The organism is Chitinophaga sp. sic0106 (genome assembly GCF_019219075.1).
GTDB lineage: Bacteria > Bacteroidota > Bacteroidia > Chitinophagales > Chitinophagaceae > Chitinophaga.
Genome location: NZ_JAHUWJ010000017.1, coordinates 1 through 24,724, shown reverse-complemented (window position 1 = coordinate 24,724; position 24,724 = coordinate 1). Strand labels below are relative to the sequence as shown.

Here is a 24,724-nt window from a genome sequence, read left to right as displayed (position 1 = left end):
AGTTTAAAATCGAAACATGTTGTTAGGACTTATCACGTTATTACAGGATTCTTTATTGCTTCCCAAAGCAGATACAGTAGCGCAGGGCGTTAATGCAGCTGCACAGGCAGCAGATAAACATATTAGCCTGCTGGAATTGCTGAAGAATGGTGGTGTGTTGATGATTCCCCTGGGCCTGCTGTCGCTGATCGCGGTTTTTGTATTTGTGGAAAGATGGCTTACCATCTCCAAAGCCGGTAAGATCGAAGACAATTTCATGCCTATGATCCGTGATCAGATCATGAATGGCAACGTTCAGGCAGCCCGCTCCCTGGCGAAAAATACCAACAGTCCTATCGCACGCATGATTGATAAAGGAATCCAGCGTATCGGTAAGCCTATCGAAAATATTGAACGATCCATGGAAAATGTCGGAAAACTCGAAGTTTACCGCATGGAAAAGAACCTGGTGATATTGTCTATCATCGCCGGTATCGCTCCCATGTTCGGTTTCCTCGGTACTATTGCCGGTATGATCCAGACGTTTTTCAATATCTCCATTACTTCAGATATTACCCTGGGAACCATCGCCGGAGGTATCTATGTAAAAATGATCACTTCCGCTACGGGCCTGATCATCGGGATCATATCCTTCATAGGTTATAGCTTCCTCAATGCCCAGATAGATAAAGTTGTAAACAAAATGGAGACCGCTTCCTCAGAGTTTATCGATATTCTGCAGGAACCTACCCGCTAAAATAACGGAAATGAATCTACGCAGTCGCAACCGGAAACATGTGGAAATGGACAAGTCAGCACTGAACGATATCCTGTTCATCCTGCTGCTGTTCTTCCTGATCGTTTCCACACTGGCAAATCCGAACGTCATTAAACTGGCGCTGCCCAAAGCTACCAGCAATACCAAGGCGAAGCAAACGGTGGTGGTGAGCATCAACAGCAATCATGAGTTTTTCATAGGTACCAATAAAGTACCTTTCGAAGCCTTGCAGCAAACGTTGGTGCCCGCGCTCTCGCACGAGTCAGTAGATCCTACGGTGGTAATCAATGCCGAAAAAACCGTTCCGATCGAAGATGTAGTAAGTGTGATGGAAATTGCCCGTTCAGTAGGAGCAAAAGTAGTACTGGCAACCGCCAAAAAATAAATGAGTCAGGGGTCGCGGCTATACCGCGATCCCTGCTTTTATCATACGGTCTTTCCCGAAAAAGTCCTGTTTGAGCTCGACTCCTTCAAATCCAAGGCCCTGTAGTAACACCACTACCTCTTTCCCAAAGGCCTCATTGATCTCAAAATATAAAAATCCGCCCCTGTTAAGCTTTTCCAATGCAGTAATAGCAATATGCCTGTAAAACAACAAGGCGTCGTTATCCGGTACAAACAAGGCCAGTGAAGGCTCAAAGCCCCATACCTGCTGCTGCATTTCTGCCTGCTCCTTTTGTGTGATATATGGCGGGTTGCTGATAATGATATCATAACTGTCCAAAGCCTGCATCTGCTGCGGATTTAAGGCATCCAGCGCAAAGAAGTTTACTTCCAGCTTCAGCTGCTCACTATTGCTGCGTGCCACTTCCAGGGCGGCCTCGCTTACATCTGCACCGCTTACGTGGGCTCCCGGCAGGGCCGACTTCACCGCTATCGGTATGCATCCGCTGCCTGTGCCAATATCCAGGATGCGCAGCTCCGTTTTGCCGGCTGCATCCTGCACCACCCACTCCACCAGCTCCTCCGTTTCCGGGCGGGGAATGAGCACCGCAGGGGTTACCTTAAACTCCAGCCCGTAAAACCAGGCCGATCCGGTGATGTATTGAATGGGTTCCAGTCGCTGCAGCGCTGCTATAGCCTGCTTCAGCGCATCGTGCTGCTCCGGGGTTAACTGCCGCTCCTTATGGACTATCCTGTCCAGCTTACCCAGTCCGGTGAGGTGTTCCAGCACCATATGCGCGATGCTGGCGGCCTCCCGCGCATCATAAATATCGCCCAGGGCGCCGGTAATAAATGTGAAAGCCGATTGTATAGTCAATGCTAAAAACAATATTTTTGCAAACATACTTATAACGCTGGGGATTATGGATAGCACTTTCAATGAATTTTTTATGCGGCGATGCCTGGAGCTGGCGGCAATGGGAGCAGGTCATGCTGCGCCAAACCCAATGGTCGGCGCAGTACTGGTGCACCAGCAGCGCATCATAGGGGAAGGATACCATCAGCAATATGGGGAGGCTCATGCGGAGGTTAACTGTATTAACAGCGTAGCCCCGGACGACCAAAGCCTCATCGCCAGGGCCACCATGTACGTAAGCCTGGAACCCTGCGCCCACCACGGTAAAACACCTCCCTGCGCCGATCTGATCGTGGCCAGCCATATTCCCAAAGTAGTCATAGGTTGTCAGGATACCTTTTCGAAAGTGGCCGGCAAAGGAATCGAAAAACTCCGCAAAGCCGGTATAGAAGTGACTACCGGCGTGCTCGAGCAGGAGTGTCGCTACCTCAACCGCCGGTTCTTCAACTTCCATGAAAAGAAAAAGCCTTACGTGATTCTTAAATGGGCCCAAACCCGCAATGCCCTCATGGCCGCGGACGACGGTAAGCCGGTGCGCATCTCCAACACCTATACGGACCGACTCGTACACCGCTGGCGCAGCGAAGAAATGAGTATCCTCGTAGGCACAGGTACGGCCATCCACGATAATCCCAAGCTTAATACCCGCCTCTGGCCCGGAAAAGATCCGGTAAGGCTGGTGATCGATAAAGCACTCAAAGTGCCGCACGAATATCATGTATGGGACGGCAGCGTGCCCACCATCTTTATCTCCGGCCGCACCGGCGATACGGAAGGCCGCTCCGAAATAATGCAGCTGGATTTCTTCGACGACCTGCTGCCACAACTCCTGGAACAGCTCTATCATAAAAATATTACCAGCGTGCTGGTAGAAGGTGGCCCACATGTCCTGGAACAGTTCATTGAAATGGACCTCTGGGACGAATGCCGTATTATCACCGGCACAGGCACACTGAAAGGCGGCAAGGCCGCTCCCGTATTGACCAATGCACTGCTGGCAGGTTCCAGTACATTGGGTACCGACCGGGTAGATATTTACCATCGCCACGCCAGCGGGATGTAATTAGTTTTTTTGGTTTTTCTAAATTTTATTGATGGAGGTTTATTTTACTATAGATAAGAGTGCAGTAGCAGAATTTAAAGACAGGGGAAGCAAGTTTCTCGCCTTCGCCTACCCGGTGAAAACAACGGATGATGTTAAAAATTGCCTGAACGAAATAAAAAAGGAACACCCCAAAGCCACCCACCATTGCTATGCTTACCGCCTCGGTACAGATGGATTGCAATACCGCGCCAACGATGACGGGGAGCCTTCCGGCAGCGCCGGTAAACCCATCCTCGGCCAGATCGATTCCAAACAGCTCACGGACGTACTCGTTATAGTAGTGCGCTATTTCGGTGGCACCCTGCTGGGTGTTCCCGGCCTGATCAATGCCTACAAAATGAGCACCGCCATGGTGTTACAGCTGGTGCCCGTGATCCAGAAAAATGTGGAGAAACGCTACCACCTCAGCTTCGACTATACGATTATGAACGAGGTAATGACAGTAGTAAAGCAACACAACGTTACCGTGCTGTCCCAGGAAATGCAACTCTTCTGCACCATGGATATCGGTATACCCAAAAGCACAGAAGAGCTTTGTTTATTGAGATTACAGGACATTCGGGGTCTGGAGCTCAGGCCCGTAAAGTAATTTATTCGGAGCGCAAACTTTTTACCGGATTCATTAACGCGGCTTTTATGGCCTGGTAGCTGATCGTAAACAGCGTTACCAGCAGAGCGCCTACCGCAGCTATAACGAATACGGATACACTGATATCTACCCGATAGTCAAATTGCTGTAACCAGCGGTTCACAAAGTAAAATGCAAGCGGCGACGCCAGCAATGCACTTGCCAATACCAGCACCACAAAGTCTTTCGACAGCATGGCCCATATCTGTGTCACAGAAGCGCCCAGCGCTTTACGTATCCCTATTTCCTTGGTACGTTGCTCTGCAGTGAAGGCCGCCAGCCCCAGTAATCCCAGGCAGGAGATAAAAATAGCAAAGCAGGTAAAGATGGCGGATAAGCGACCAATCAGCACTTCCTGCCGGAACTTATAGTTATATTCATCATCGGTGAACTGGTAGGTAAAGGCACTCTCAGGGCTATACGCTGTAAATGCTTTTTCTATTTCGGCTATGGCGGTGTGGGGATTTACTTTGCTGGCTAAACGAATAATGCCCCAACTTTTATCTGCCACATTAGGAACAAACATCCCGGGGTCGGCCTGGGCATAAGGGGAGAGCATCAGTGCGTCTTTTACGACACCGGCAATGGTGAGCCGGCGGCCACCCCAGGTGATCGTTTGGTTTACCGGGTCTTTCAGGCGCAGGCGCTTTACGGCGGCCTCGTTTAGTATAACCGACTGACTGTCGGCACTGGCTTCCCGAAAGTCGCGACCAGCCACGATCTTCATACCCACCGTCTGAAAGTAATGATTATAAACGGAGAAGGTGCCCATTTCTACTGTTTCGCCCGGCAGCTTACCGGGAAAGTCATCCAGGTCGTTATGGCTATAAACTTCTGTTACGGGAGATGAGGAGGCTGTGACGTTAGTGACCACGCCGGTTTGCAGCAGTTGATTGCGGAACGCGTCAAAGTGGGTGGCTACTTCATTGGGGATATGTGCTTGCATGAGCAGGTCCTTATCGTAACCTACAGGGCGGTTGCGGGCATAGTCCACCTGGCTGTGAATCACTATGGTAGCTATGATCAGTGCAATAGAGCAGGTGAACTGTGTGATCACCAGTATTCTCCGTGAGGTGCTGCTGGTTTTGCCCACCCGCATGCCCTTCAGGATTTTAACCGGTCTGAAGGAGGAAAGGATGAATGCTGGCCTTGCCCCGGCGATCACGCTTACTACGATAACGGCCAGTAGTAATAGGATATATAACCAGGGAGATGTATAAGGAATCAGCACTGTGGTGGCCGTCATCCGGTTAAACAGCGGCAGGGCCAGGGCTACCAGTATGCAGGCGATCACTGCTGCGAGGAAAGTGATGATGAACGATTCTACAAGGAACTGGAAGATGAGGAATTTGCGTTCCGCACCCACCGCCTTGCGTATGCCTACTTCCTTTGCACGTTTGGAAGATCTGGCAGTGGAGAGGTTGATGAAGTTGATACAGGCGATCAGCAGCACCAGAAAGCCTACAATGCTGGCCGTGCGGATATTATCTACCAGTCCGGCCACATCTTTACCATTTTCATATTTGCCGTACAGATGCCAGCGTGCCATGGGTTGCAGCACTACCTCTGAATTCATGGCGTTTTCGGAGGTGGTTTCTACTTTTTCAATGTCTTTTATTTTGGCGGCAAACTGCTTCATATTCACGTCAGGCTTCAGTTTCACGAATTCCTGGAAGCCATTGTTACCATACCCGCTCTTTCTGCCTTCCTTTACAAATTCGTAGGCCTGCTCCATGCGGCGCATGGTCATAAGGTATTTAAAACGGAAGGTGGAGTTTTCAGGGAGGTCCTTTAGTATACCCGTAACCGTTAGGTTGTCGGTATTGTCTATGCGAACTGTTTTGCCGATAGGGTCAGCGTTGCCGAACAGCGCTTTGGCGGCGGATTCCGTAAGCACAATCGCATAGGGATCGTCAAATATGGAATTGATATTTCCTTGTAACAGGGGATATTGGAAGATGCGGAGGAAATCGTCGCCAACGTGGGCACCGTCCAGTGCTACTTTCGTTTCGCCGGCTTTGAGGTTATGGTAGCCCATCCAGTCGGTTTCTGCGAGGTACTCGATTTCCGGCATGGTTGTTTTGAGCGTAGCTGCCAGCTTGAGGGATACGGTGGAGAAGTTGAGGATTTCACCGTTGCTGTTGAAGTTTCTTCTGACCTGGAACACCCGTTCTCTTTCCGGTACCTGTGCATCGTAGGAGGCTTCGTGGTAGGCCCACAACCCGATGATCAGTGCTACGGCCAGGCCTGTTGCCAGTCCCAGGATATTGATTGCGCTAAACCCTTTGTTATTGCGCATATTCCGGTATGCTACTTTTATATAGTTGTTGATCATATGCCAAGAGTTGGATGTAACCCGGGCTACTAACGGGATGCCAGAGTTAAGGGGTGCTGATAATCAACTTAATAGAATAAAAAAGCGAACGGAAACTGTCCGTTTTTGGTACAGCCGCCGTTCGCTTTCGAATATAGTAAAATTAGCGGGAGAATCGCTCGCTCACTACCAGGTCTTTACTGCCTGGTGTGTATTTGTAAAAGCCTTCGCCGCTTTTAGCGCCGAGGTAGCCGGCGGTCACCATGTTTACCAGCAGCGGGCATGGGGCATATTTCGGATTACCAAAGCCATCATGTAACACGTTCAGGATGGAGAGGCATACATCCAGGCCTATGAAGTCGGCCAGTTGTAAAGGTCCCATAGGATGAGCCATACCCAGTTTCATCACCGTATCAATTTCGTTTACGCCTGCTACCCCTTCAAACAGGGAATAGATGGCTTCATTGATCATGGGCATAAGGATGCGGTTGGCGATAAAGCCCGGGTAATCGTTCACTACGCAGGGCACTTTACCTAATTTTTCCGTCAGTGTAACGATGGCGGTGGTGACCTCTTTTTCCGTGGCGTAGCCATTGATGATTTCCACCAGTTTCATTACCGGTACAGGGTTCATGAAGTGCATGCCTATCACTTTGCCGGGGCGTTTGGTGGCTGCGGCAATTTTGGTAATGGAAATGGAGGAGGTGTTGGTGGCCAGGATGGCGCCTGCGGGCGCAAACTGATCCAGCTCCTGGAAGATCTTTAATTTCAGGTTTACATTTTCAGTGGCGGCTTCTACTACCAGTTCGGCATTTTGTACGCCTTGTTCAATGGAAGTGAAGGTAGTGATGTTGGAGAGGGTGGCTGCTTTCTGTTCTTCGGTGACAGTACCTTTGGAGACTTGCCGGTCCAGGTTTTTGCTGATAGTCTGCAAGGCTTTTTGCAGGGCGGCATCTGCCACGTCAATCAGATTAACTTTAAAACCGTTTTGGGCAAATACGTGCGCAATACCATTTCCCATAGTACCGGCGCCTATGACTGCGATTTTTTGCATGGCGTATAAAACGTTTATTCGTTTATTTGATGAAATGCAATATCAACAAATAAACGAATAAAGCGGCTATTAATCTTCTTTCCTTTTGAAATCCCCACGCTTCCAGGCCTGGATGAACTGGGCCCACGACAGCGGGTTAAAGATATTTTGCGGAGGTGGCTGACCGGCGTAGTAGAGCGATTGTGCCTGGCGGCGCATAAACATATTGGTAGCTTCACGGCCGTCTACAGGGGTGATACGTGCGAGGGCACGCAGCTGATGTGCTTCGGTATTTTTTCGTGCTCTTTCGTATGCGTCATCAGGGATGTCCATCGTAGCAAAGGCACGCTCAAATTCTTCTTTGGTAAGGTATGGCCGGATAATGGTGGCCGGCAGGTACATGGTGTCTTCCACCATGAGCTGGATCATGGAATAGGCGTTGCCGGGCAGGGTGGCAGGCACCTTATAATCCTGTTTCTTAAAACCAATGGCAGAAAAGCTCAGGGTATCACCTTTAAATACCACGATGGAAAACACCCCTTGTTTGTTGGAGATGGTTCCACGGTACTGGCCGCGCACCATAATGCTCACAGCAGGGATAGCCTTGAGGCTGTCCGCAGTCATCGTAATACCTGAAATTTGTATGATGCTGTCTTTAAATTCCGTGATCTGTGCACGTAGGAGTACAGGAGATAAAAGGAAAATAATTAAAAGTGACAGTATGTAGGATCTTTTCTGCTCCATTGTCGCTCTAAGATATAGAAATTATTTTAAGTGTTATAATCATACTTCCTGCGAGTTACGGAGAAGTAAATCAGAGTTGTAAATTAAGCCCCAATTGGGTTAACTTTGCCCCCTGGAATCTAATTTAACAACAATTTATGATGACTAAAGAGCAGATTTTACAAGCCCTGAGCAACGTAGAAGAACCGGATCTGGGAAAAGACCTGGTGACGTTGAATATGGTGAAAGATATAGAGATAGACGGGAATAAGGTGAAATTTACTGTTGTGCTGACGACTCCGGCCTGTCCGCTGAAGGACCTGATCCGCAGCGCATGTGTGAACGCGATTCACATGCTGGTAAGTAAAGAAGCAGAAGTTGAAGTGGTGATGACTGCTAACGTGAGCAGCAAACGCAGTGGAAACGGTGCGCTTCCCGGCGTAAAAAATATCATTGTAGTAGCGTCTGGTAAAGGTGGGGTAGGTAAATCTACCGTTGCTGCCAACCTGGCGCTGGCACTGGGCCTCGACGGTGCGAAAGTGGGACTGATGGATGCCGATATTTACGGCCCTTCCGTACCTATCATGTTTGGCGCCCGTGGCGAACGCCCGATGATGGTGAGCGTAGATGGTAAAGGTATGATTGAACCGATGGAAAAATACGGTATCAAATTCATGTCTATCGGCCTGCTGATCGAAGAAAGAGAAGCGGTGATCTGGCGCGGACCTATGGCCAGCAGTGCCTTACGTCAGTTTGTAACAGATGTACACTGGGGCGAACTGGACTACCTGGTAATCGATATGCCACCTGGTACCGGAGATATTCACCTGACACTGGTACAAACGGTACCTATCACCGGTGCGGTTATCGTTACAACACCGCAGGATGTAGCCCTCGCCGATGCTAAAAAAGGGATGGCGATGTTTATGGGTAAGCAGATCAACGTGCCTATCCTCGGTCTGGTAGAAAACATGGCTTATTTCACCCCTGCTGAACTGCCTGAAAATAAATACTACATCTTCGGTAAAGATGGCGGCCGCCGCCTCGCTGATGAAATGGATGTGCCATTCCTCGGCCAGATTCCGCTGGTACAGAGTATCCGTGAAGGTGGTGACTATGGTACGCCTATCATGGCTTCTGACGATAAAGTTACCCGTAAGGCGTTCCTGGATATTGCCGGCGCTACCGCCCGCAGCATCGCCATGCGTAATGCGAATATCGCACCTACGAAGATTGTGGACATTGTAGTATAATTATAACATTTATATGGATACAAATCGGGAGGCCTTTGGCCTCCCGATTTGCGTTTGAGCCCTTTTGCACCGCCGGCACAGCTGGGTACTAACAGGAATAGTTGTTAAGCATTTTTTTCGTATTTTACTTGCCAATCCCAACTTTATGCTCACCGCCAAATTAAATAAGGAAACCGACTGGAGTAAGATCGAAGCTTTTATGCGCGAATTCAGTTTTGCGCTGGTCATAGATACAGATGAAAACAATGTGCCGCAGGCCACACATTTGCCACTGGTACTCAAACAAAAGCCCAATGGGCAGTATGTGCTGCAAGGACATCTCGCTAAAGCAAACACGCAATGGCATTACTTCGGTAAGCAGGATACGCTCGTGATATTTTCCGCGCCCCATGCGTATATCTCCTCTTCCTGGTATGAAAAAGAAAGAATACCTACCTGGAACTATATGGCCGTACATGTGCATGGTAAAACCAGGATTTTGACAGATGAGGAACTACACCAAAACCTGGATGAATTGGTAACACATTATGAAGCAGCATCTAAATGTCCTGTAACCATAGCAGATATAGATGAAAAATCTTACGCTAATAATTTTAAAGCCATTGTAGGTTTTGAAATTGAAGTGAGAGATATTAACGCTAATTATAAATTGAGTGCCAATAAAAAGGATAAGGATTACTTTAATGTGATTGCAAATCTCCAGGAAAAAGGCGACGAAAATAGTGTGCGTATAGCGGCTGAAATGCAATGCAGACGGCCTCATACAGAAGAGTAGGGAATCCCGTTAAAATGAAATATCTTTAATTGGGCCACTTTTGCTTACCTTTGCGCCCCAAATTATACCGACTATGAATCGACAGGAATTGGTGAATCTGATCAAGGAAAGACAATCTTATCTGTGTGTAGGTCTTGACACAGACTTGCAAAAGATTCCAAAACACCTGCTCTCTCATGCAGATCCGGTGTTCGCTTTTAACAAGGCAATCATTGATGCTACCAAAGATCTTTGTGTAGCTTACAAGATCAACACTGCTTTCTACGAAAGCATGGGTATCCGCGGCTGGGAAAGCCTGCAGCGTACTATTGAATATATTCCTTCCGGCATCTTTACTATTGCAGATGCGAAAAGAGGAGATATAGGCAATACTTCTACCCAGTATGCGAAAACTTTTTTCGATACTTATAAGTTCGACTCTGTAACCGTTGCTCCTTACATGGGCCGCGACAGTGTAGAACCATTCCTGCAGTTCCCTGAAAAATGGGCGATCATGCTGGGGCTCACTTCCAACGAAGGCAGCCAGGATTTTCAGCTGCAAAAGTTTGATGAGGAATACCTGTTTGAAAAAGTACTGAAAGCAGGTATGCAGTGGGGCACGCCGGATAACCTGATGTTTGTGGTGGGTGCTACGCAGTCCTCACAACTGGGTCATATCCGCAAAATGGTACCGGATCATTTCTTCCTGGTGCCAGGTGTAGGCGCGCAGGGCGGTAGCCTTGAGGAAATTTCCCGTCAGGCCATGAATAAGGATTGCGGCCTGCTGGTCAATGCCAGCCGCGCAATTATTTATGCAGGTAACGGGGAAGATTTTGCAGAAGATGCAAGAAAAGTAGCTAAGCAATATCAACTGGAAATGGCTTCATACCTGAGTCAGGTCGCAGTAGGTACGTTGTAAAATTATTTTTTCAGAGAGATAAGAGAGCAGTGTTGCAAAGTGTAAACTTCCTGCAACATTGCTTTTTTTATTTGAACACACAGTTTTTAGCCGTCCACCAGGGCTTAATGTCGAAGGTGAGCCGCCCGGCAACTACTGCCGGATCAGTTTTTACCAGGGAAACCGCTTCCAGACTGTCTTTGCAGTCCATAATAAAAATCCCCCGCAGCTCCCCATTGTCGCCAAAAGGACCGGCTACCACAATTTTTCCCGCCTCGGCGAGTTTAGTAATGTTGTCAAGATGTTTGCGCTGAATATCTGCTGCTGCAGCTTCGCTCTGCGTTCTATTGGAACCGGTTTTCAGGAATACCATCCAATAGCGTTTCATTTCGTATTCAGGTGCAGGTTTAGCTTTGCCTGGCAGGGCAGTTAAAGCAATGGATCGTAAAGTGGTTGGTCGAAACGATAACATTACAATGACTAAAAATCCCAACAACAACAGCGCAGGAATCACTTTGCTTGCCATAGCTCTCGAATTTGTACCGAATGTACTAACTTCTTATAGATTAGCGCGTTAATATTTAAAAAAATACTGTTCTCATCAATTCGTTATATCTCGTATCTTGCTGTAAACCAAAACTAAGGCAGTTATGAAACAAGACCTCTTTCAATCGCCCGATTACTTTAACCTGGACGCCCTGCTCACAGAAGAACATCTCCTGATACGTGATGCAGTTAGGCAATGGGTAAAAAAGGAAATCTCCCCGATTATTGAGGACAGCTGCCAGCAGGCCAGGTTCCCGTCGCACATTATTCCCGGACTCGGCAGTATTGGTTGTTTCGGCCCCACCATTCCTACGGAATACGGAGGTGCGGGGCTGGACTATATTTCCTACGGACTCATGATGCAGGAGCTGGAGCGTGGCGATAGTGGTATCCGCTCTACCGCCAGCGTGCAGGGCTCGCTCGTGATGTACCCGATCCATGCCTTCGGCAGTGAAGCGCAAAAGCAATGGTATCTCCCTAAATTAGCTACAGGAGAATTCATGGGCTGCTTTGGACTCACAGAGCCGGACCATGGTTCCAATCCTTCCGGCATGACTACCAACTTCCGTGAAGATGGCGATCACGTAATACTCAATGGTGCCAAACTCTGGATTTCCAATGCTCCCTTTGCGGACATCGCGGTGGTGTGGGCTAAAAATGAAGAAGGAGTGATACACGGATTGATTGTAGAGCGTGGTATGCCTGGTTTTTCCACCCCTGAAATAAAGGATAAATGGAGCCTGCGCGCCAGCGCCACCGGGGAGCTGGTATTTGACAATATACGGGTGCCAAAAGATAATATTTTGCCAGGCGTGAAAGGCCTGAAAGGGCCGTTGAGCTGCCTTTCCTCTGCCCGCTACGGCATTGCCTGGGGCGCTATTGGTGCCGCTATGGATTGCTATGATACTGCTTTACGCTATGCAAAGGAAAGAGTGCAGTTTGGCAGGCCAATTGCAGGTTTTCAGCTGATTCAGAAAAAGCTCGCGGAAATGGTTACCGAAATAACCAAAGCGCAGCTGATGAACTGGCGCCTCGGTGTACTGAAAAACGAAGGCAAAGCCACCCCTTCACAAATCAGCATGGCAAAACGAAATGCCTGCGAAGTGGCCACCAACATTGTACGTGATGCCCGCCAGATCCTTGGCGGGATGGGCATTACCGGCGAATATTCCGTGATGCGCCATATGATGAACCTGGAAAGCGTAATTACCTACGAAGGAACCCATGAAATACATCTGCTGATCACAGGCATGGATATTACCGGCCTGGATGCATTTAAATAGTGAACATGCTGAAATTTATGACCGGAGCAGCCGCATGGCTGCTATGCTGTGCCAATGCTTTTGCCGGACCGCGTATAGCCAACAACGTTAGTGATTCCACGGACCTGAAATTGATTACCTGCCAGGGGAAAGCCCAGGGTACTTACTTTGTAGTTAAATACCGTTCCACGGATACTACGTCTTTGCAAACTTCCATCGACTCTGTGTTTGCTGTGATTGATCAGTCACTTTCCCTGTATAAACCAGGCTCACTCATCAACCAGTTTAACGCCACCGGCCAGGTAACCATGGACGCACATATGAAAGCCGTGGTAGAAAAGGCGATCAGCACCTGTCAAATAACCGGAGGCCTGTTTGATATTACGGTGCAACCGTTGGTATACCTCTGGGGATTCGGTGTGCAAAAGCCAACCTTTAAAGGTATTCCACCAGCGGATAGTATTAACGCGGCTTTACAGACCACGGGCAGTTCTTATCTCTCTATAAAAGAAAATCAACTACAGGCTACCAAAAAAGGCGTAAAAATAGATTGTAATGGTATCGGGCAAGGCTATACGGTGGATGTGATTGGCCACTTCCTGGAGCAGCGCGGTATTAAAAATTACCTGGTAGATGTAGGAGGAGAGCTGTATGCCAAAGGATATAACCAGCAGGAAAAACGCTGGGGGGTAGGGATTGAACGACCCGCACCTGGCGACACCACCTATGAACCGGTAAGTGGTATGGTACGACTCGCAGAAGAGGGTATTGCTACCAGTGGCAACTACCGCCGCTTTTTTGACCAGGGAAAAACACGCTACGCGCATACGATCAACCCGCGAACCGGGCAGGCTTTACATAATCACATCATCAGTGTAACAGTATTGGCGCCGGATTGCTTTACCGCAGATGCTTTTGATAACCCGCTGATATTAATGGGGGTGGAAGACGGGATTGCCTGGCTGGAAAAGCATCCGGAACTGAAGCTGGAAGCCCTGTATGTGTACCGCGCCAGCGATGGTACTATACGTGAAGCCTATACGAAAGGCTTTGGGGTACGTTTGAACTAAAAAAATCCCGCAGCGCTAAACCAGCTGCGGGACGCCATTCTCACAATTGCCCTTCATTGAATATGGATAAAATGCTTAGTTGAGGTGAAACTTGAATCCCACGCTATACTGCACGGAATTGAAGTTGGTAATTTCGCCCATTTTATACGGGCTGTAATTATATCTTACGTTCGCGTTAAACAGCACGGGTGAGGCCTGTCCGAAAGGTATGTTCACCCCCACTTCCGGACTTACCATAAACTGCCAGCTGTTATCGGATTCTACAAACTGTCCCCAGTATTTTTTATAGTCCATATTGGCTGCACCTACGCCCACGGCTGCATATGGGATCACTGGTTTGTCCGGCTTGGTGAAGGCCCATCCGACAGTAGCCTGGATAGGAATTACCTGCAAGGTGCGTGTTTGCACGGCGGATACATCTCCTAACTTATCCGGATATACGGCGCGTGGTAATTTCTCGTTGAAGTCCTGAAAACCAGTACGGAGTCCTACTGATAATTGGTTGTTGAGCATATATTGTAATCCTGCGGTCCAGCCTCTGAAGCTGGTTTTTCCGGAGTAGTCCTTCAGGGAACCCAGCGGCGAAGCCACAGAATAATTAACGTCTATTGATAAAGGTGGGCGCACCTGTGCTGATACTGCCTGTGCGGCAAATATGCCGGCGAAAATCATCATCCAGTTTAATATCTTTTTCATCTTCCGATCAATTTAAAGTTCACGATACTATTGATTATTTGTTGGTCAGGTAGGTCGACTGATCAAAGGAAGCCTGCACCATGCTGGCAACGTTATCAGTGTTCCATACGCCGGAGCCTCTCCATAATGCATTCCATACGGATACGTACTTGTTGTCTGCAGTAGGATTTTTGAGGTCAAACACATCAATAGCCGTTTGTTTTTCGTTCACCTGGTATACTACGTAGTAGCTGGGCCAGTACCATCCGCCACCGGGATATCCCCAATAGCCGGGGCCCCATGCACCGCCCCACCAGCCTGGGTTCCAGGCTACGTTGGTAAAGGAGTTGTCGATACGTGTAAGCGCTACCGCGAGGTCTGGTTTGGCAGCTTTATCCACGAGGGTATAACCGCGTGACTGCATGGCTGCGGAAACAGAAGAGATGAGTTGTTTATCGTAATCGGTGAGTGCTTTTTTAGCAGTATCTGTACGATTGGTAAGTACGGCAACGGAGTCCACGATACTGAAGGTAGCGTAAGATTTAAAATTGGCCTGGCTGTCGTGGTTGGTAATGTAAATCCTGGATTCCTCAGGCGTCATATCTTTAAGAGGGTCCTTGCCACAACCGCTGAAAGATATCAATGCTGCGAGGGCAACAATGCTGCTGAGTAAATAAACTGTTCTTTTCATATTCCTGGCGTATTAATTTCTAATTATGGTTTCCTTCGAACTAAACGAAACGGGTCAACGGAAATTTCACGTTTTATCTATTGTTCAACGTGTTAGATGGCGCAAAGTTACAGCAGGTTTAGCCGGCAACTGTTAATGGAATCATAAAATAAAAGAGGGTTAACAGTGGTAGTTATTTACATATTAAACAGAAAATTTAATTCAGGATTTTCTTATGCATTAATTCATTTTTGAGTTGGATGGCGCTGGTAAAATGTATGCTATCGATTCCTATATTTCTGGCAGCATTTACATTTCGCAAATTATCATCGATAAACAATGATCGTTCAGGACTTTCCTGATAGCGCTCGAGGAGGAGTTTGAAAATAGACGGAGAGGGTTTTCGTTGTTTTTCTCTACCGGAGACTACGATGCCGTCGAACCATTGCAGAAACTGGTATTGTACAAGTGCGAGCGGAAAGGTTTCGTTGGACCAATTGGTGAGTGCGTAAAGTTTATATTTTCCGCTTTCTTTTAATTCTTTTAACAAGGCTACGCTGTCGGCCATCTCACCGCCCAGCATTTCCTTCCAGCGGCCATAATAAGCCCGGATTTCGGCCTCAAATTGCGGATGTTGACGGATGAGTAGTTCGGTAGCATCGAGCAGGCTCCTGCCGGCATCTTGTTCCTCGTTCCAGTCGAATGTACAGATTTGTTGCAGAAAGTAGTCTACCTCTGCTTCTGATGTAAATATTTTTCTATATAGATAGCGTGGATTCCAGTCTATAAGTACGGCGCCCAGGTCAAAAATTATGGCTTGGTACGCTTGCTCCGGATTTTGCATAGGTCACTTAAAATGAATAATAATCATCTAAATTAATAATTATTTACACATTAGAATAAAATTAATGGATTAATCCAGCAGATCATCTGCGGCGTCTTCCAGTAATTTCATGTCTACGCTGTCGCTGCCGGCAATACCTTCAATGGAGCCGTGGATATGTGCGGCGTTGAGCAATACTTTTTCCAGTTGTTTTTCTCTGGCCTTCCATATTTTCTCCATGGCATCTCTTTCCTTTTGTATGGATAGTTTGAGAGACATAAATCCTTCTCTGATGGCCTTCCATTGTTCGGCAAACTCTCCGCTGGTGAGGTAGGCGTAGAGCATATGCATTTTATCCCCTTTATTTTCCTGGGTGCTGATGGCGCCGAAAACTTTGATGATACCGTCTCTGAGCACGTGTGCCAGGGCTTTCACCTCTGCAAAGGTGCAGATCCATACCCCGTCTTTTTCACCGAATTTATCCATGCCGCGGGGCATGGTCTGGGTAACGAGTATGGCTACCTCAATGCCTTGTACCCGCATGTCTGCTTTCAGTTTTTCAATCCAATCAGGACCGAATTCTTTGGTGCGTTTACTTTCGTAGATGATGCGGCCGCAATCCTGTCCAAAGCGGTTTCTGACAAGCTGGATGCAGTCGGCCCCGCGCACTCCTTTTCCTACCGGCGCTACCTCATCGAACGGGAAGCTATGGCGCAGCATTTCTTCCAGCACGAGCTCCTGTACTTCTCCTTGCAGCTGCATGGAGCCTTGTTCGGCGCGGCGTTTCATTTCTTCTGCCAGTTTGCGCTGGTCTTCCAGTTGCTTTTCCAGTTCGCGGAGGCGCAGCTGGTGTTCTGTATCGCGGAGGGCAGTGCGTTCGGCTTCTTCCTTGCGGATGGCTTCCTGCAGCTGGGCCCTGGACTCCATCAGTTTCCTTTCTGTGGCCAGTTCCATTTCTGCCTCGCGGTTTTTGAGTTCCTGCTCTTTACGGAGGAAGTCCAGTTCTTTTTGCCGTGCTTCGCTCAGTTTGGCTTCCTGCTCCTGGTTGGCCTGTTGCAGTATTTTCACCTGGTTGTCGAAATCAGCCATGATGCTTTTGCGCAGGTCCTGGGCAATGGTTTCCTGCAGTTGTTGCTTTTCTGCCAGTACCCGTTTTTTTATTTCTTCTTCCTGTTGTTGGCGCAGCGATTCCATCTGCTGGCGCTCGGCAGCAATTTTATTTTTTTCTGATAAGAGGGCGTTTTTTTCAGACTGAAGTTCATCCAGCTTTTTGCGCCATTCAGTAGCCATTTTACCGCGCATTTCCCTTTCAATATCCGCTGCGAAGGCGTCTTCCATTACAAACTGGTGTTTGCAATTCGGACATGTGATTGATGTACCCATAATTGTCTTGCAAAATTACGTAAAGATACGGTTTACCACCTTTGCAGTACCGGATGCGGATAAATTGTGCTAAACCTTTATTCGTATATTTGTATGAATTGTAACCCCGGACTGTTTAACTCCAAAACCCCTGAAAATGAAAAATGCTTATCCTGAGAAGCCAATGCTTCCATTTCGTCGTACTGTTGTGAGTATGGACGTGGTAATCGACACTATTCGCCACATGGGCTATCCGCCTGAGGTGAAGCGCGCCTGCTACATGATTTTCCGTAAAGAAAGCGGCAATGGTCGCAGTGGTATTAATGAAAACTATTCCGGCTTTCAGGCCGACTCCGGCCGCTGGCCTGCCGTGTACGATCCGCTGATTGCAGGGGTAGTGCTGAAAAATGAAAATGGTACCAATAAACCAAGGCTGTTTCTCGCATTTCAGCACGCCTCCGGCTGTTTAACCATGCTGCTGGACCGTATCCACCAACGCGGCCTCTATATCGGAGGGCATACCAGCAAAATTGTACAGATGGACGTGAAAAACGTAACCGATTTTGCCAGGGCCTATAAGAAGGAATGGGCTGCCGGCAGCGTGCTGGCCGAGCCCAGCGCAGACGATTTCAAAGGCTTTGCCAGCATGTACCGGCAGGCAACCGGGTTTTTTGTTTAGGCATTTCCGGATCAGCACATATTTTGGTAACTTAAAGCAAGTCATCAAACAACCTTGTTATGATCCGGAAATTACTGATCCTTTGCATACCCGTTTTCCTGCTGCTCTCCGCTCTGCCTGCCCCTTCCGCGCACGACCTGCTGCTGCAAAATGTGAATTTCATTGATGGAAAAGGCGGCCCGGCCATTCCAAATACGGATATCCTTATCCGTAACGGAAAAGTGGTGAAAACCGGGAAAGGATTGTCTGCCGCAGGTGCACGGGTGATTAACCTAAGCGGTAAAACAGTGATGCCGGCACTAATATGCGCACATATGCATATCGGTATGCTGAAAGGCACTACCACTAGTGGCGACAACTACACCCGCGAAAATATCATCCGCCAGTTAACCCGCTACCAGGACTATGGGGTGTTGAATGTGCTCTCTCTGGGTACTGACCGGCCATCGTTATACGAAAATCATCTGTATGATTCCCTGAAGAGCGGCTTGCTGCCCGGGGCGCGACTCTTCTCTGCCGCCTATGGTTTTGGCGTGCCGGGTGGAGCACCGCCGGTGGAAATGGGCATGAACAAAACGTATCGCCCTATGAGTAACGAAAAGGTGGCCAGTGAAATGGATAGCCTGGTAAAATTGCAGCCGGTAGCTATTAAGCTCTGGCTGGATGATTTTGGCGGTTCATTTAAGAAGATGGATAGCAGCACTTATCAGGCTATTATCAGGGAGGCACATCGCCACGGCTGGAAAGTGGCTGCGCATGTTTATTATTTGTCGGATGCCCGTAAACTGGTGCGGAGCGGGGTGGATATCCTGGCGCACAGTATACGCGACAGTGTGATCAACGATGCACTGGTACAGGAAATGAAGCGCCGCCAGGTAATCTACATTCCTACTTTGTCGCTGGACGAATATGCATATGCCTATGCGGGCACTCCATCCTGGCTATCTGATCCGTTTTTCCTGCATGCGGTGGAACCTGGCGTGGTGGCTATGGTGAGCGATCCTGCTTACCAGGATAAAATTAAAAATTCTCCTTCGTATAACCGTAACCGTATGGCCGTGGAAAACGCTGCAAAAAACGTGAAAAAATTGCAGGATGCAGGTGTGGTGATTGCAATGGGGACCGACTCAGGGGCGCAACCTGTTCGTGTGCAGGGCTTTTCAGAGCATTTGGAACTGCAGCTGCTGGTACGCGCCGGACTTACGCCTGCTGCCGCTTTGCGGGCCGCCACTTTGGGCTCGGCAAAGGTGCTGGGAGTTACGGATAAATACGGCACGCTGGAAGCAGGTAAAATGGCGGATCTGGTGGTATTGTCGGCCAACCCGCTCATGGATATCACCAACACCCACCAGATCGAGGCTGTATACAAAGCCGGAACGGCGGTGTATACCCGTTAATCCAGTTTAATAAACATCTGATCGAAGTTGATCGTCATTTTCCCGAATTGTTTGATCACATCCTGACCGATATTTCCGTAGCCGGTTTCGTTGCTGATATTGTCACGCAGCAGGCTGATGTTGTTTATTGGTACGCTTTTACCATTGATGGTAAAGGAGTGGCTGATTTTGAATCCTGGGAGTACGGTATGGCCACCCGCACCTCCGAGACTAACTTTTGTGAGTTTGTAGGTTTTGTCGATGCGTGCTTTATTTTGCCGGTAGAAGGCTCCGTACAGGATGGTATGGTCTGCGCCGGTGTCAAATGTGAAGTTCATATCGTCGATATAAATCAGTGGTGTGAGTCCATCGATAGCCAGGTTGGAAGTGCCAGGCATGGCGGTTTCTTTTAACGGGATGATCAGATAATCATCTATCGTCAGCTGTACTTCTTTTAGCGCCTCTATCACAGGGTATCCCAATATTCCATGTATCTGGTAGCTGATTTGTGGAAAAGAGAGTTCCTTATCTCTCAATACCAAAAAAACTGCATTTTCGATATCAATATTTCCCAGCCTGAATTTTTTACATACTGCCAGATTAGCCGCTACGGTATTGCCGGTGATGGTGGATACTTCAATGGCAGCGGGAATAATGGTCATCTGCATCCTTTTGGCGGTGGATTCCGTGATGGTTGAAATATTGGCGCCGGTATCAAAAATAAAGGGCAGGGTATCGTTGCCGGTGGTGACAGGGAGGTTCTTTAGTCCTGCTTTGTCTTTCTGCATTTTCAGTTCATTGTACCCCCCGATGGTCACTTTCTGCTTCGGCTGATCTTTGAGCGCCTCCCATATTTTCAAGCTGTTTTGCATGTCCTTTACTTCCTCTTTCGTGAGCTGGTTTTTAAAGTCTGCAAGTACGGTGTTGAGTGTCGTGTAGGCGGTAGCGTAGTCGTACTGCTTGATGGCATTGTCTTCTTTTATGCGGAAGAGTTTGAGCCGGAGACTGTCTGGTAGCGCGTAATTGCCGGTGATCAGTATATCGATTTTTTTATCAGAAGCTGCCGGCTTGTTAAATGCGTTTTGTAAAACTGCGTCTGTAAAGCAGCGGTAGGGGGTAGTGAGTTGCGCGGAATCTTTATTGAAAACTTCCCTGGCCTTGAAAAAATTTTTCTCTTTTATAAGGCTGTAAATTTTTTGGAATTGGGGAGATGTAGATTGCGCGGAGGTCTGTAAGGCCGTGGCAGGCAACAGGATGAGCAAGGCGACGTAGGGTATCAGTCTGTGTATCATTTAAGGTTTTCTTTTTTGAATAAATTCCGGATATGAATTTAAGGAATAGGATGATAGGGAAATGTTAAGGTGGAAATTTGTGATGCGGATGTTAATCTGAGTTGGGGAATACCTATAATGAAATAATTTTGAAAGGGCAGGAATAGAATAGTAATTACTATGAAAAAGATTGTTTTTGTTCAGGAGAAAACGGCAACAGGTTATTCAGCGTACGCAGTAAACTTTAAGAAGTATCCAATAGGTACAACGGCTAAAAGTGTGAAAGAGTTAAAGAAATATTTGTTGGATGCCACCAATTTGTATCTGAATGTAAATGGTAAGACTTTCACCTGCTCGGTGGAGTTGTTAGAGAGATGATAAGCTATTAATCATCTGGGGGCGTGGCTTTAAAAGATACATTTTTTTGCATTTTGCAATTTGCAAAATGCAAAAAAATGGGCTATATTTATGTTTATGAGACGTAAACATAATGGAATGAGGCCGCAGGATATTGCAGTTTTGTTAAAAGTCATTATCCTGGGGGATAAAAAATGGCAGTTAAAAGACTTGGCAAATGCTCTGTTCATCAGTATTTCGGAGATATCTGAATCTTTGGAAAGAAGTCAGTTTGCTCAGCTTATTGACCATACAAAGCGGAAGGTACATCGGCAAAACCTGATGGATTTCCTTCTGTATGGGCTAAAGTATGTTTTTCCACTGCAACCCGGCGTATTGACCAGAGGTATTCCAACGGCACATTCCCATCCCTTTATGAAGCAATTTATTTCGAGTGAAGCCATGTTTGTATGGCCTTCTGTAGATGGAGAAGTAATTGGTCAGGCAATAGAGCCATTGTATCCAAATCAGATACAAGCTATCGGCCAGGATGATGAATTATACAAGTTGCTCGCCCTTGTGGATGTGATTCGTGTTGGCAAGCGACGAGAGGTAGAGGTCGCTGCCGAAGAATTAAAAACTAATTTAAAGGTCGCGGCTGGATCAAAACTTAACTTTTAGAATCAATATTTTTGTAAACGAGATATACCACTTCAAATCGAAGAATAGTTATGATAACTACTCACCATTTCTTACTTTATCTTTTCCCAATCAATTTTCATTTTGTATTTATCTAGAATTGATAAAAATCGTTCATCATCGAAGAAAGATCGATAAAGTTTATCTTCTTCTAAAATAGTTTGAAGGAAATCATTTGTTAACCCAAGAGATAAAGCTAAATCAAAATTTTTGTAGAATTCTCTCAAATTGCCTATTGATGCATTTAGTTCTGCTAAAGTGGCTGTAGCCTCCCTATGCTGAGGTGCGAGATCCAACGCGTTATAAGCTGCTTCAAATCCTTCGGGATATTTTCCTGCAAGTCGTAAGGTATTAGCATATGCATTCCAACCTTCAGGATTTTGAGGGTTTATTTCTAATGCTAACTTATAGTACATTTGTGCCTCATCAAATTTCTCAATTTTTGAGGAAAATGAACCAAGTAATAAATAAGTGGAGTCTTGTTCTGAATCTTTATTAAGATTAGCCTTTAAGATAGCTATTGCCTTGTCATATGAATCTTGTTTAGAAAGAATTGTTGCCTTGTAAAGTGTGATGGTATCATTAAATTGTGAAGTAATTCTCATTGTACTTTCAAAGCTCTCCAGGGCTTTCTCATATTGTTCCAGACGAAAATAACATATCCCCAAATAATAATGTGCCTGATGATAATTGGGATATAATTTGGTAGCTTCGGCTAGTTGTCTGATTTTGTCTACGATTTCTACCGTATTGAGTGCCTTTTCGAAATGAACCACGGCCTTGCGTAGGCTATCGAGTTCTGTAGCTTCTTCTCCCTGCATCGTATCAATTGTCAACGCTTCAAATAATTCAATATAATCTGAGGTAATTGGTACATTGGTGCTATTAAATAGTTTTTTACTTGTAAGGTTTATTTTAAAACACTCTTGCATTTCCAATTCAGAATCTGAATGGATTACAAACAGTTTGTCAACTTTGTAATTATCAATATGTCTACTTTCGAGGATTTTATTTAAACTCCTCATTGCAGCATTTTTAATGTTATTTTCCTGTGGTTTATCTTTTGGATCAGAAAAAAAAGGAATTCGGGATAGAACGACTTTTATTTTCGGAGGTGTATTGTTAATCCTGTTCTCAGGGATTAATAAGGCCGACAGTACTTGTCCAATTCCATCCAGGTTTTCTTTATTGTTTGCAGCAAACAGGGCCACCTCGTCCGCTAGGATTGACATTGTAATCCCTGCAATATCTGTAATGCCGGTTCGTGAATCTATTAATAGAAAGTCAGGTATTAATTGCTTTTCAATTTGGGCTTTCAAGTTATAAAAGAAATCAACACCTAAACTATCCTCTTCATAAAAAAGCTTATTCCAATTTAATTGTGAGAGCTTTTCCCAATAAGTTTTATTTGTAGTGTCACCGGCGGTGATGAGATCAACTTGTTTATGAGGATCATTTAGAATGTTGACTTTGGTTACATAATCTATAATAGATTCAGGAACATTGAAGTTAGTTATAAATTCAAAAATATAATCTACGATCCCGCCTTTTTCGGACTTCTTTTCAATACTTTCTCCAAACTTAATATGTAGACCAGGAGCCTCCAGGTCGAAATCAAGAATACAAACTTTCTTGCCAAATTCAGCTAGCTTGTTTGCGATGTTAGCCAAGGCAAGAGAGCGTCCAACGCCACCTTTATATGAATAGAATGTTATTGTTTTCATGTTTTGTTTAGCATGCGCTCATTAACATGCCGTTAGTTCTTACGCGATCTTTAAATGCTTTTGTGTGAGATGTGTCAGCAAAATGAAATAGATTTAAAACTGAAGCCTTCTTTCGAAGAACTATTTTCTTTTTTAGGTGTGTCATTGTATCCAACTCATAAGGCGTATTCAGGATATCTTGATCGATATTAAGAAGTTCTGAAAATGTCCTAATCATATTCTTGGACAATCCTCTTTTTTTGTTTAATACTTGGGAAACGACACCGCTACTGCCAACTTGTGGTACAAGATCTTTTTGCTTTAGGCCCATATACTCCATTTTTAATAAAATAATTTCAATGGGATGACCTAGTGTAATTGGCGCGTGCTCTTCTTCATATATCTGAATTAGCTTGGTAAGAAGTTCGAATTGAGTGATTAAATCCTGATTTTCTTCAAAGCCTTCCTGATCTCCAATCGTTTCTAAATTGTAGATCGCTTCATTATAATCTTCCTCAGTTTTTAGTAGTTTAAAATTCATAGTATTTTAGTTAAACATTTCAACCTCGTATTGACCATTTATAGCGGCAAAGCTTGTCATACTCAGCATGTGTGCCAATCCATTTTATATATATTCTGGCTTGTTTAAGCCTATTGTGAAATTGATATTTTACTATTACTCGAATGTGATTTCCCTTGATGTCAATCACGGCCCTCTGTGGTACGATGTTTTTCCAAGCAGGGAGAATATCAACTGCCTTTGCTCCAAAGGTTTCCACAATATCTTGGGGCTTTTGCCATTGCGAACTTTTTATGATACTTAGCCAAGCCCAAAGTGCCTTACCAGAGTTTTGGTTCTTCTCAACATAATCATTAATTGATTTAGTTTTAATAACGTGAATCATGTAACAATTTCTTCTTTCTGATAGGCTAAAACTTAATTATGAACTAATAGACAAATATAATGAAAAAACTCTCAAAATGAGAGTTTTTTATAATTATGCTTTCAATTACTTAATTATGAATTATTTACGAAATATTTCTGTAAATAATATGTCATGAGAATTTTTCTATTAATGACAATGAATCAAAGTTGATGGATTATATACAGTACGGCATATTCTATAAAAAAAAATCAAAATTTATTTTGGCGAATCTGATTTTTTAGAAAAGTAAAAGAGGAAATTTTCCAAATAAGAGAAGAGAAAAATAGTTGATAAATGTCTATCAAGATTTATCCCCAAAGGATTAATTCTCGTTATTAAATGGTTGAAATTAATGAGGATTAAATTAACGCTGATATGTTTATTTCTTGCAAGTCTCCTGTCTTATATGTCAACTTTTTCCAGGACTGGTAATGCAATCGAGTAGGAAGTGAGGGATTATTTCCCTCACTGTCCTCTCACACCACCGTACATGCGGTTCCGCATACGGCGGTTTGTTAGAATAAGTTCATTTGGTGGGTTGTTTTCCAATAGTAGTAGTTC

The 24,724-nt window shown here is 45.9% G+C and carries 26 protein-coding genes; 13 read left to right on the top strand and 13 right to left on the bottom strand.

Annotated features, from left to right (window positions below; translation table 11 throughout):
• The first annotated feature begins 16 nt into the window (after nucleotides 1-16).
• Entirely contained in the window at nucleotides 17-736 is a 720-nt protein-coding gene (locus KW844_RS21815; protein WP_218378909.1) for a MotA/TolQ/ExbB proton channel family protein, read from the top strand.
• Between the two features lie 10 nt (nucleotides 737-746).
• Nucleotides 747-1,142, top strand: a complete 396-nt coding sequence (locus tag KW844_RS21810; protein ID WP_218378908.1) for a biopolymer transporter ExbD — start codon at nucleotides 747-749, stop codon at nucleotides 1,140-1,142.
• Between the two features lie 18 nt (nucleotides 1,143-1,160).
• Here the strand turns inward: KW844_RS21810 and prmC are convergent, their stop codons facing one another.
• Complete coding sequence (gene prmC, locus KW844_RS21805) at nucleotides 1,161-2,018, bottom strand: peptide chain release factor N(5)-glutamine methyltransferase (RefSeq protein WP_218378907.1); 858 nt, start codon at nucleotides 2,016-2,018, stop codon at nucleotides 1,161-1,163.
• Nucleotides 2,019-2,064: 46 nt separating this feature from the next.
• Here prmC and ribD point away from each other — a divergent pair, with 46 nt between their 5' ends.
• Both ribD and KW844_RS21795 read left to right on the top strand, forming a co-directional pair.
• Nucleotides 2,065-3,120 (top strand): bifunctional diaminohydroxyphosphoribosylaminopyrimidine deaminase/5-amino-6-(5-phosphoribosylamino)uracil reductase RibD, encoded by a 1,056-nt coding sequence (gene ribD, locus KW844_RS21800; protein WP_218378906.1) that lies wholly within the window; start codon nucleotides 2,065-2,067, stop codon nucleotides 3,118-3,120.
• A gap of 31 nt (nucleotides 3,121-3,151) precedes the next feature.
• Complete coding sequence (locus tag KW844_RS21795; RefSeq protein ID WP_218378905.1) at nucleotides 3,152-3,751, top strand: YigZ family protein; 600 nt, start codon at nucleotides 3,152-3,154, stop codon at nucleotides 3,749-3,751.
• A gap of 1 nt (nucleotide 3,752) precedes the next feature.
• Here KW844_RS21795 and KW844_RS21790 read toward each other — a convergent pair whose 3' ends face one another.
• From KW844_RS21790 to KW844_RS21780, 3 genes are all read right to left on the bottom strand, one after another.
• Entirely contained in the window at nucleotides 3,753-6,125 is a 2,373-nt protein-coding gene (locus KW844_RS21790) for an ABC transporter permease (RefSeq protein WP_218378904.1), read from the bottom strand.
• 142 nt (nucleotides 6,126-6,267) lie between these two features.
• Nucleotides 6,268-7,158: a 3-hydroxybutyryl-CoA dehydrogenase gene (locus KW844_RS21785; protein ID WP_218378903.1), complete on the bottom strand. Its 891-nt coding sequence runs from the start codon at nucleotides 7,156-7,158 to the stop codon at nucleotides 6,268-6,270.
• A gap of 69 nt (nucleotides 7,159-7,227) precedes the next feature.
• Nucleotides 7,228-7,881 (bottom strand): carboxypeptidase-like regulatory domain-containing protein, encoded by a 654-nt coding sequence (locus KW844_RS21780; RefSeq protein WP_218378902.1) that lies wholly within the window; start codon nucleotides 7,879-7,881, stop codon nucleotides 7,228-7,230.
• Nucleotides 7,882-8,018: 137 nt separating this feature from the next.
• Between KW844_RS21780 and KW844_RS21775 the strand changes: the two genes are divergently transcribed.
• From KW844_RS21775 to pyrF, 3 genes are all read left to right on the top strand, one after another.
• Nucleotides 8,019-9,113, top strand: a complete 1,095-nt coding sequence (locus KW844_RS21775; protein WP_255578575.1) for an Mrp/NBP35 family ATP-binding protein — start codon at nucleotides 8,019-8,021, stop codon at nucleotides 9,111-9,113.
• A 145-nt stretch (nucleotides 9,114-9,258) separates the two neighbouring features.
• Nucleotides 9,259-9,888: an FMN-binding negative transcriptional regulator gene (locus KW844_RS21770; RefSeq protein ID WP_218378901.1), complete on the top strand. Its 630-nt coding sequence runs from the start codon at nucleotides 9,259-9,261 to the stop codon at nucleotides 9,886-9,888.
• A gap of 73 nt (nucleotides 9,889-9,961) precedes the next feature.
• Nucleotides 9,962-10,786, top strand: coding sequence for an orotidine-5'-phosphate decarboxylase (pyrF, locus tag KW844_RS21765; protein ID WP_218378900.1), 825 nt, complete (start codon nucleotides 9,962-9,964; stop codon nucleotides 10,784-10,786).
• Nucleotides 10,787-10,853: 67 nt separating this feature from the next.
• Here the strand turns inward: pyrF and KW844_RS21760 are convergent, their stop codons facing one another.
• Nucleotides 10,854-11,291, bottom strand: a complete 438-nt coding sequence (locus KW844_RS21760; protein ID WP_218378899.1) for a YciI family protein — start codon at nucleotides 11,289-11,291, stop codon at nucleotides 10,854-10,856.
• 124 nt (nucleotides 11,292-11,415) lie between these two features.
• Here KW844_RS21760 and KW844_RS21755 point away from each other — a divergent pair, with 124 nt between their 5' ends.
• Nucleotides 11,416-12,594 (top strand): acyl-CoA dehydrogenase family protein, encoded by a 1,179-nt coding sequence (locus KW844_RS21755; RefSeq protein WP_218378898.1) that lies wholly within the window; start codon nucleotides 11,416-11,418, stop codon nucleotides 12,592-12,594.
• Nucleotides 12,595-12,599: 5 nt separating this feature from the next.
• Entirely contained in the window at nucleotides 12,600-13,643 is a 1,044-nt protein-coding gene (locus KW844_RS21750) for an FAD:protein FMN transferase (protein ID WP_218378897.1), read from the top strand.
• A gap of 75 nt (nucleotides 13,644-13,718) precedes the next feature.
• On the opposite strand, the gene KW844_RS21745 is transcribed toward KW844_RS21750, so the two are convergent.
• From KW844_RS21745 to KW844_RS21730, 4 genes are all read right to left on the bottom strand, one after another.
• Nucleotides 13,719-14,339, bottom strand: a complete 621-nt coding sequence (locus KW844_RS21745; protein WP_218378896.1) for a porin family protein — start codon at nucleotides 14,337-14,339, stop codon at nucleotides 13,719-13,721.
• A 34-nt stretch (nucleotides 14,340-14,373) separates the two neighbouring features.
• A complete protein-coding gene (locus tag KW844_RS21740) occupies nucleotides 14,374-15,009 on the bottom strand; it encodes a DUF4136 domain-containing protein (protein ID WP_218378895.1) in 636 nt (211 codons plus the stop codon).
• A 196-nt stretch (nucleotides 15,010-15,205) separates the two neighbouring features.
• Complete coding sequence (locus KW844_RS21735; RefSeq protein ID WP_218378894.1) at nucleotides 15,206-15,832, bottom strand: HAD family phosphatase; 627 nt, start codon at nucleotides 15,830-15,832, stop codon at nucleotides 15,206-15,208.
• 69 nt (nucleotides 15,833-15,901) lie between these two features.
• Nucleotides 15,902-17,149: a DUF2130 domain-containing protein gene (locus tag KW844_RS21730; protein ID WP_255578574.1), complete on the bottom strand. Its 1,248-nt coding sequence runs from the start codon at nucleotides 17,147-17,149 to the stop codon at nucleotides 15,902-15,904.
• A gap of 181 nt (nucleotides 17,150-17,330) precedes the next feature.
• Between KW844_RS21730 and KW844_RS21725 the strand changes: the two genes are divergently transcribed.
• Both KW844_RS21725 and KW844_RS21720 read left to right on the top strand, forming a co-directional pair.
• Nucleotides 17,331-17,852: a hypothetical protein gene (locus tag KW844_RS21725; protein WP_218378892.1), complete on the top strand. Its 522-nt coding sequence runs from the start codon at nucleotides 17,331-17,333 to the stop codon at nucleotides 17,850-17,852.
• 59 nt (nucleotides 17,853-17,911) lie between these two features.
• Entirely contained in the window at nucleotides 17,912-19,249 is a 1,338-nt protein-coding gene (locus KW844_RS21720; RefSeq protein ID WP_218378891.1) for an amidohydrolase family protein, read from the top strand.
• Here the strand turns inward: KW844_RS21720 and KW844_RS21715 are convergent.
• Nucleotides 19,246-20,520, bottom strand: a complete 1,275-nt coding sequence (locus KW844_RS21715; protein WP_218378890.1) for a retropepsin-like aspartic protease — start codon at nucleotides 20,518-20,520, stop codon at nucleotides 19,246-19,248. The genes KW844_RS21720 and KW844_RS21715 overlap by 4 nt on opposite strands.
• Before the next feature lie 159 nt (nucleotides 20,521-20,679).
• Between KW844_RS21715 and KW844_RS21710 the strand changes: the two genes are divergently transcribed.
• The gene (locus tag KW844_RS21710; protein ID WP_218378889.1) at nucleotides 20,680-20,877 is read left to right on the top strand and encodes a hypothetical protein; all 198 of its coding nucleotides are present in this window, start codon (nucleotides 20,680-20,682) and stop codon (nucleotides 20,875-20,877) included.
• 96 nt (nucleotides 20,878-20,973) lie between these two features.
• Nucleotides 20,974-21,516, top strand: a complete 543-nt coding sequence (locus tag KW844_RS21705; RefSeq protein ID WP_218378888.1) for a hypothetical protein — start codon at nucleotides 20,974-20,976, stop codon at nucleotides 21,514-21,516.
• 71 nt (nucleotides 21,517-21,587) lie between these two features.
• On the opposite strand, the gene KW844_RS21700 is transcribed toward KW844_RS21705, so the two are convergent.
• Genes KW844_RS21700 through KW844_RS21690 form a run of 3 tightly spaced genes read right to left on the bottom strand, consistent with a single transcriptional unit; the run spans nucleotide 21,588 to nucleotide 24,142 of the window.
• Nucleotides 21,588-23,258 carry a KGGVGR-motif variant AAA ATPase gene (locus tag KW844_RS21700; RefSeq protein WP_218378887.1) on the bottom strand — a complete coding sequence of 557 codons (1,671 nt, stop codon included), beginning with the start codon at nucleotides 23,256-23,258 and terminating at the stop codon, nucleotides 21,588-21,590.
• Between the two features lie 7 nt (nucleotides 23,259-23,265).
• A complete protein-coding gene (locus tag KW844_RS21695; protein ID WP_218378886.1) occupies nucleotides 23,266-23,778 on the bottom strand; it encodes a type II toxin-antitoxin system HigA family antitoxin in 513 nt (170 codons plus the stop codon).
• A 19-nt stretch (nucleotides 23,779-23,797) separates the two neighbouring features.
• Nucleotides 23,798-24,142, bottom strand: coding sequence for a type II toxin-antitoxin system HigB family toxin (locus tag KW844_RS21690; protein WP_218378885.1), 345 nt, complete (start codon nucleotides 24,140-24,142; stop codon nucleotides 23,798-23,800).
• Nucleotides 24,143-24,724: the final 582 nt, after the last annotated feature.

What these genes read in the sequence shown, in the direction of transcription:
- KW844_RS21770 (WP_218378901.1), top strand. Translation starts at nt 9,259, where the DNA reads ATGCTCACCGCCAAATTAAATAAGGAAACCGACTGGAGTAAGATCGAA.
- KW844_RS21720 (WP_218378891.1), top strand. Translation starts at nt 17,912, where the DNA reads ATGATCCGGAAATTACTGATCCTTTGCATACCCGTTTTCCTGCTGCTC.
- KW844_RS21755 (WP_218378898.1), top strand. Translation starts at nt 11,416, where the DNA reads ATGAAACAAGACCTCTTTCAATCGCCCGATTACTTTAACCTGGACGCC.
- KW844_RS21705 (WP_218378888.1), top strand. Translation starts at nt 20,974, where the DNA reads ATGAGACGTAAACATAATGGAATGAGGCCGCAGGATATTGCAGTTTTG.
- KW844_RS21785 (WP_218378903.1), bottom strand. Translation starts at nt 7,158, where the DNA reads ATGCAAAAAATCGCAGTCATAGGCGCCGGTACTATGGGAAATGGTATT.
- KW844_RS21750 (WP_218378897.1), top strand. Translation starts at nt 12,600, where the DNA reads ATGCTGAAATTTATGACCGGAGCAGCCGCATGGCTGCTATGCTGTGCC.
- KW844_RS21760 (WP_218378899.1), bottom strand. Translation starts at nt 11,291, where the DNA reads ATGGCAAGCAAAGTGATTCCTGCGCTGTTGTTGTTGGGATTTTTAGTC.
- KW844_RS21715 (WP_218378890.1), bottom strand. Translation starts at nt 20,520, where the DNA reads ATGATACACAGACTGATACCCTACGTCGCCTTGCTCATCCTGTTGCCT.
- pyrF (WP_218378900.1), top strand. Translation starts at nt 9,962, where the DNA reads ATGAATCGACAGGAATTGGTGAATCTGATCAAGGAAAGACAATCTTAT.
- KW844_RS21735 (WP_218378894.1), bottom strand. Translation starts at nt 15,832, where the DNA reads ATGCAAAATCCGGAGCAAGCGTACCAAGCCATAATTTTTGACCTGGGC.
- KW844_RS21790 (WP_218378904.1), bottom strand. Translation starts at nt 6,125, where the DNA reads ATGATCAACAACTATATAAAAGTAGCATACCGGAATATGCGCAATAAC.
- KW844_RS21775 (WP_255578575.1), top strand. Translation starts at nt 8,019, where the DNA reads ATGATGACTAAAGAGCAGATTTTACAAGCCCTGAGCAACGTAGAAGAA.
- KW844_RS21730 (WP_255578574.1), bottom strand. Translation starts at nt 17,149, where the DNA reads ATGGAAGACGCCTTCGCAGCGGATATTGAAAGGGAAATGCGCGGTAAA.
- ribD (WP_218378906.1), top strand. Translation starts at nt 2,065, where the DNA reads ATGGATAGCACTTTCAATGAATTTTTTATGCGGCGATGCCTGGAGCTG.
- KW844_RS21810 (WP_218378908.1), top strand. Translation starts at nt 747, where the DNA reads ATGAATCTACGCAGTCGCAACCGGAAACATGTGGAAATGGACAAGTCA.
- KW844_RS21795 (WP_218378905.1), top strand. Translation starts at nt 3,152, where the DNA reads ATGGAGGTTTATTTTACTATAGATAAGAGTGCAGTAGCAGAATTTAAA.
- KW844_RS21700 (WP_218378887.1), bottom strand. Translation starts at nt 23,258, where the DNA reads ATGAAAACAATAACATTCTATTCATATAAAGGTGGCGTTGGACGCTCT.
- KW844_RS21710 (WP_218378889.1), top strand. Translation starts at nt 20,680, where the DNA reads ATGAAAAAGATTGTTTTTGTTCAGGAGAAAACGGCAACAGGTTATTCA.
- KW844_RS21780 (WP_218378902.1), bottom strand. Translation starts at nt 7,881, where the DNA reads ATGGAGCAGAAAAGATCCTACATACTGTCACTTTTAATTATTTTCCTT.
- KW844_RS21815 (WP_218378909.1), top strand. Translation starts at nt 17, where the DNA reads ATGTTGTTAGGACTTATCACGTTATTACAGGATTCTTTATTGCTTCCC.
- KW844_RS21695 (WP_218378886.1), bottom strand. Translation starts at nt 23,778, where the DNA reads ATGAATTTTAAACTACTAAAAACTGAGGAAGATTATAATGAAGCGATC.
- KW844_RS21690 (WP_218378885.1), bottom strand. Translation starts at nt 24,142, where the DNA reads ATGATTCACGTTATTAAAACTAAATCAATTAATGATTATGTTGAGAAG.
- KW844_RS21745 (WP_218378896.1), bottom strand. Translation starts at nt 14,339, where the DNA reads ATGAAAAAGATATTAAACTGGATGATGATTTTCGCCGGCATATTTGCC.
- KW844_RS21740 (WP_218378895.1), bottom strand. Translation starts at nt 15,009, where the DNA reads ATGAAAAGAACAGTTTATTTACTCAGCAGCATTGTTGCCCTCGCAGCA.
- KW844_RS21725 (WP_218378892.1), top strand. Translation starts at nt 17,331, where the DNA reads ATGAAAAATGCTTATCCTGAGAAGCCAATGCTTCCATTTCGTCGTACT.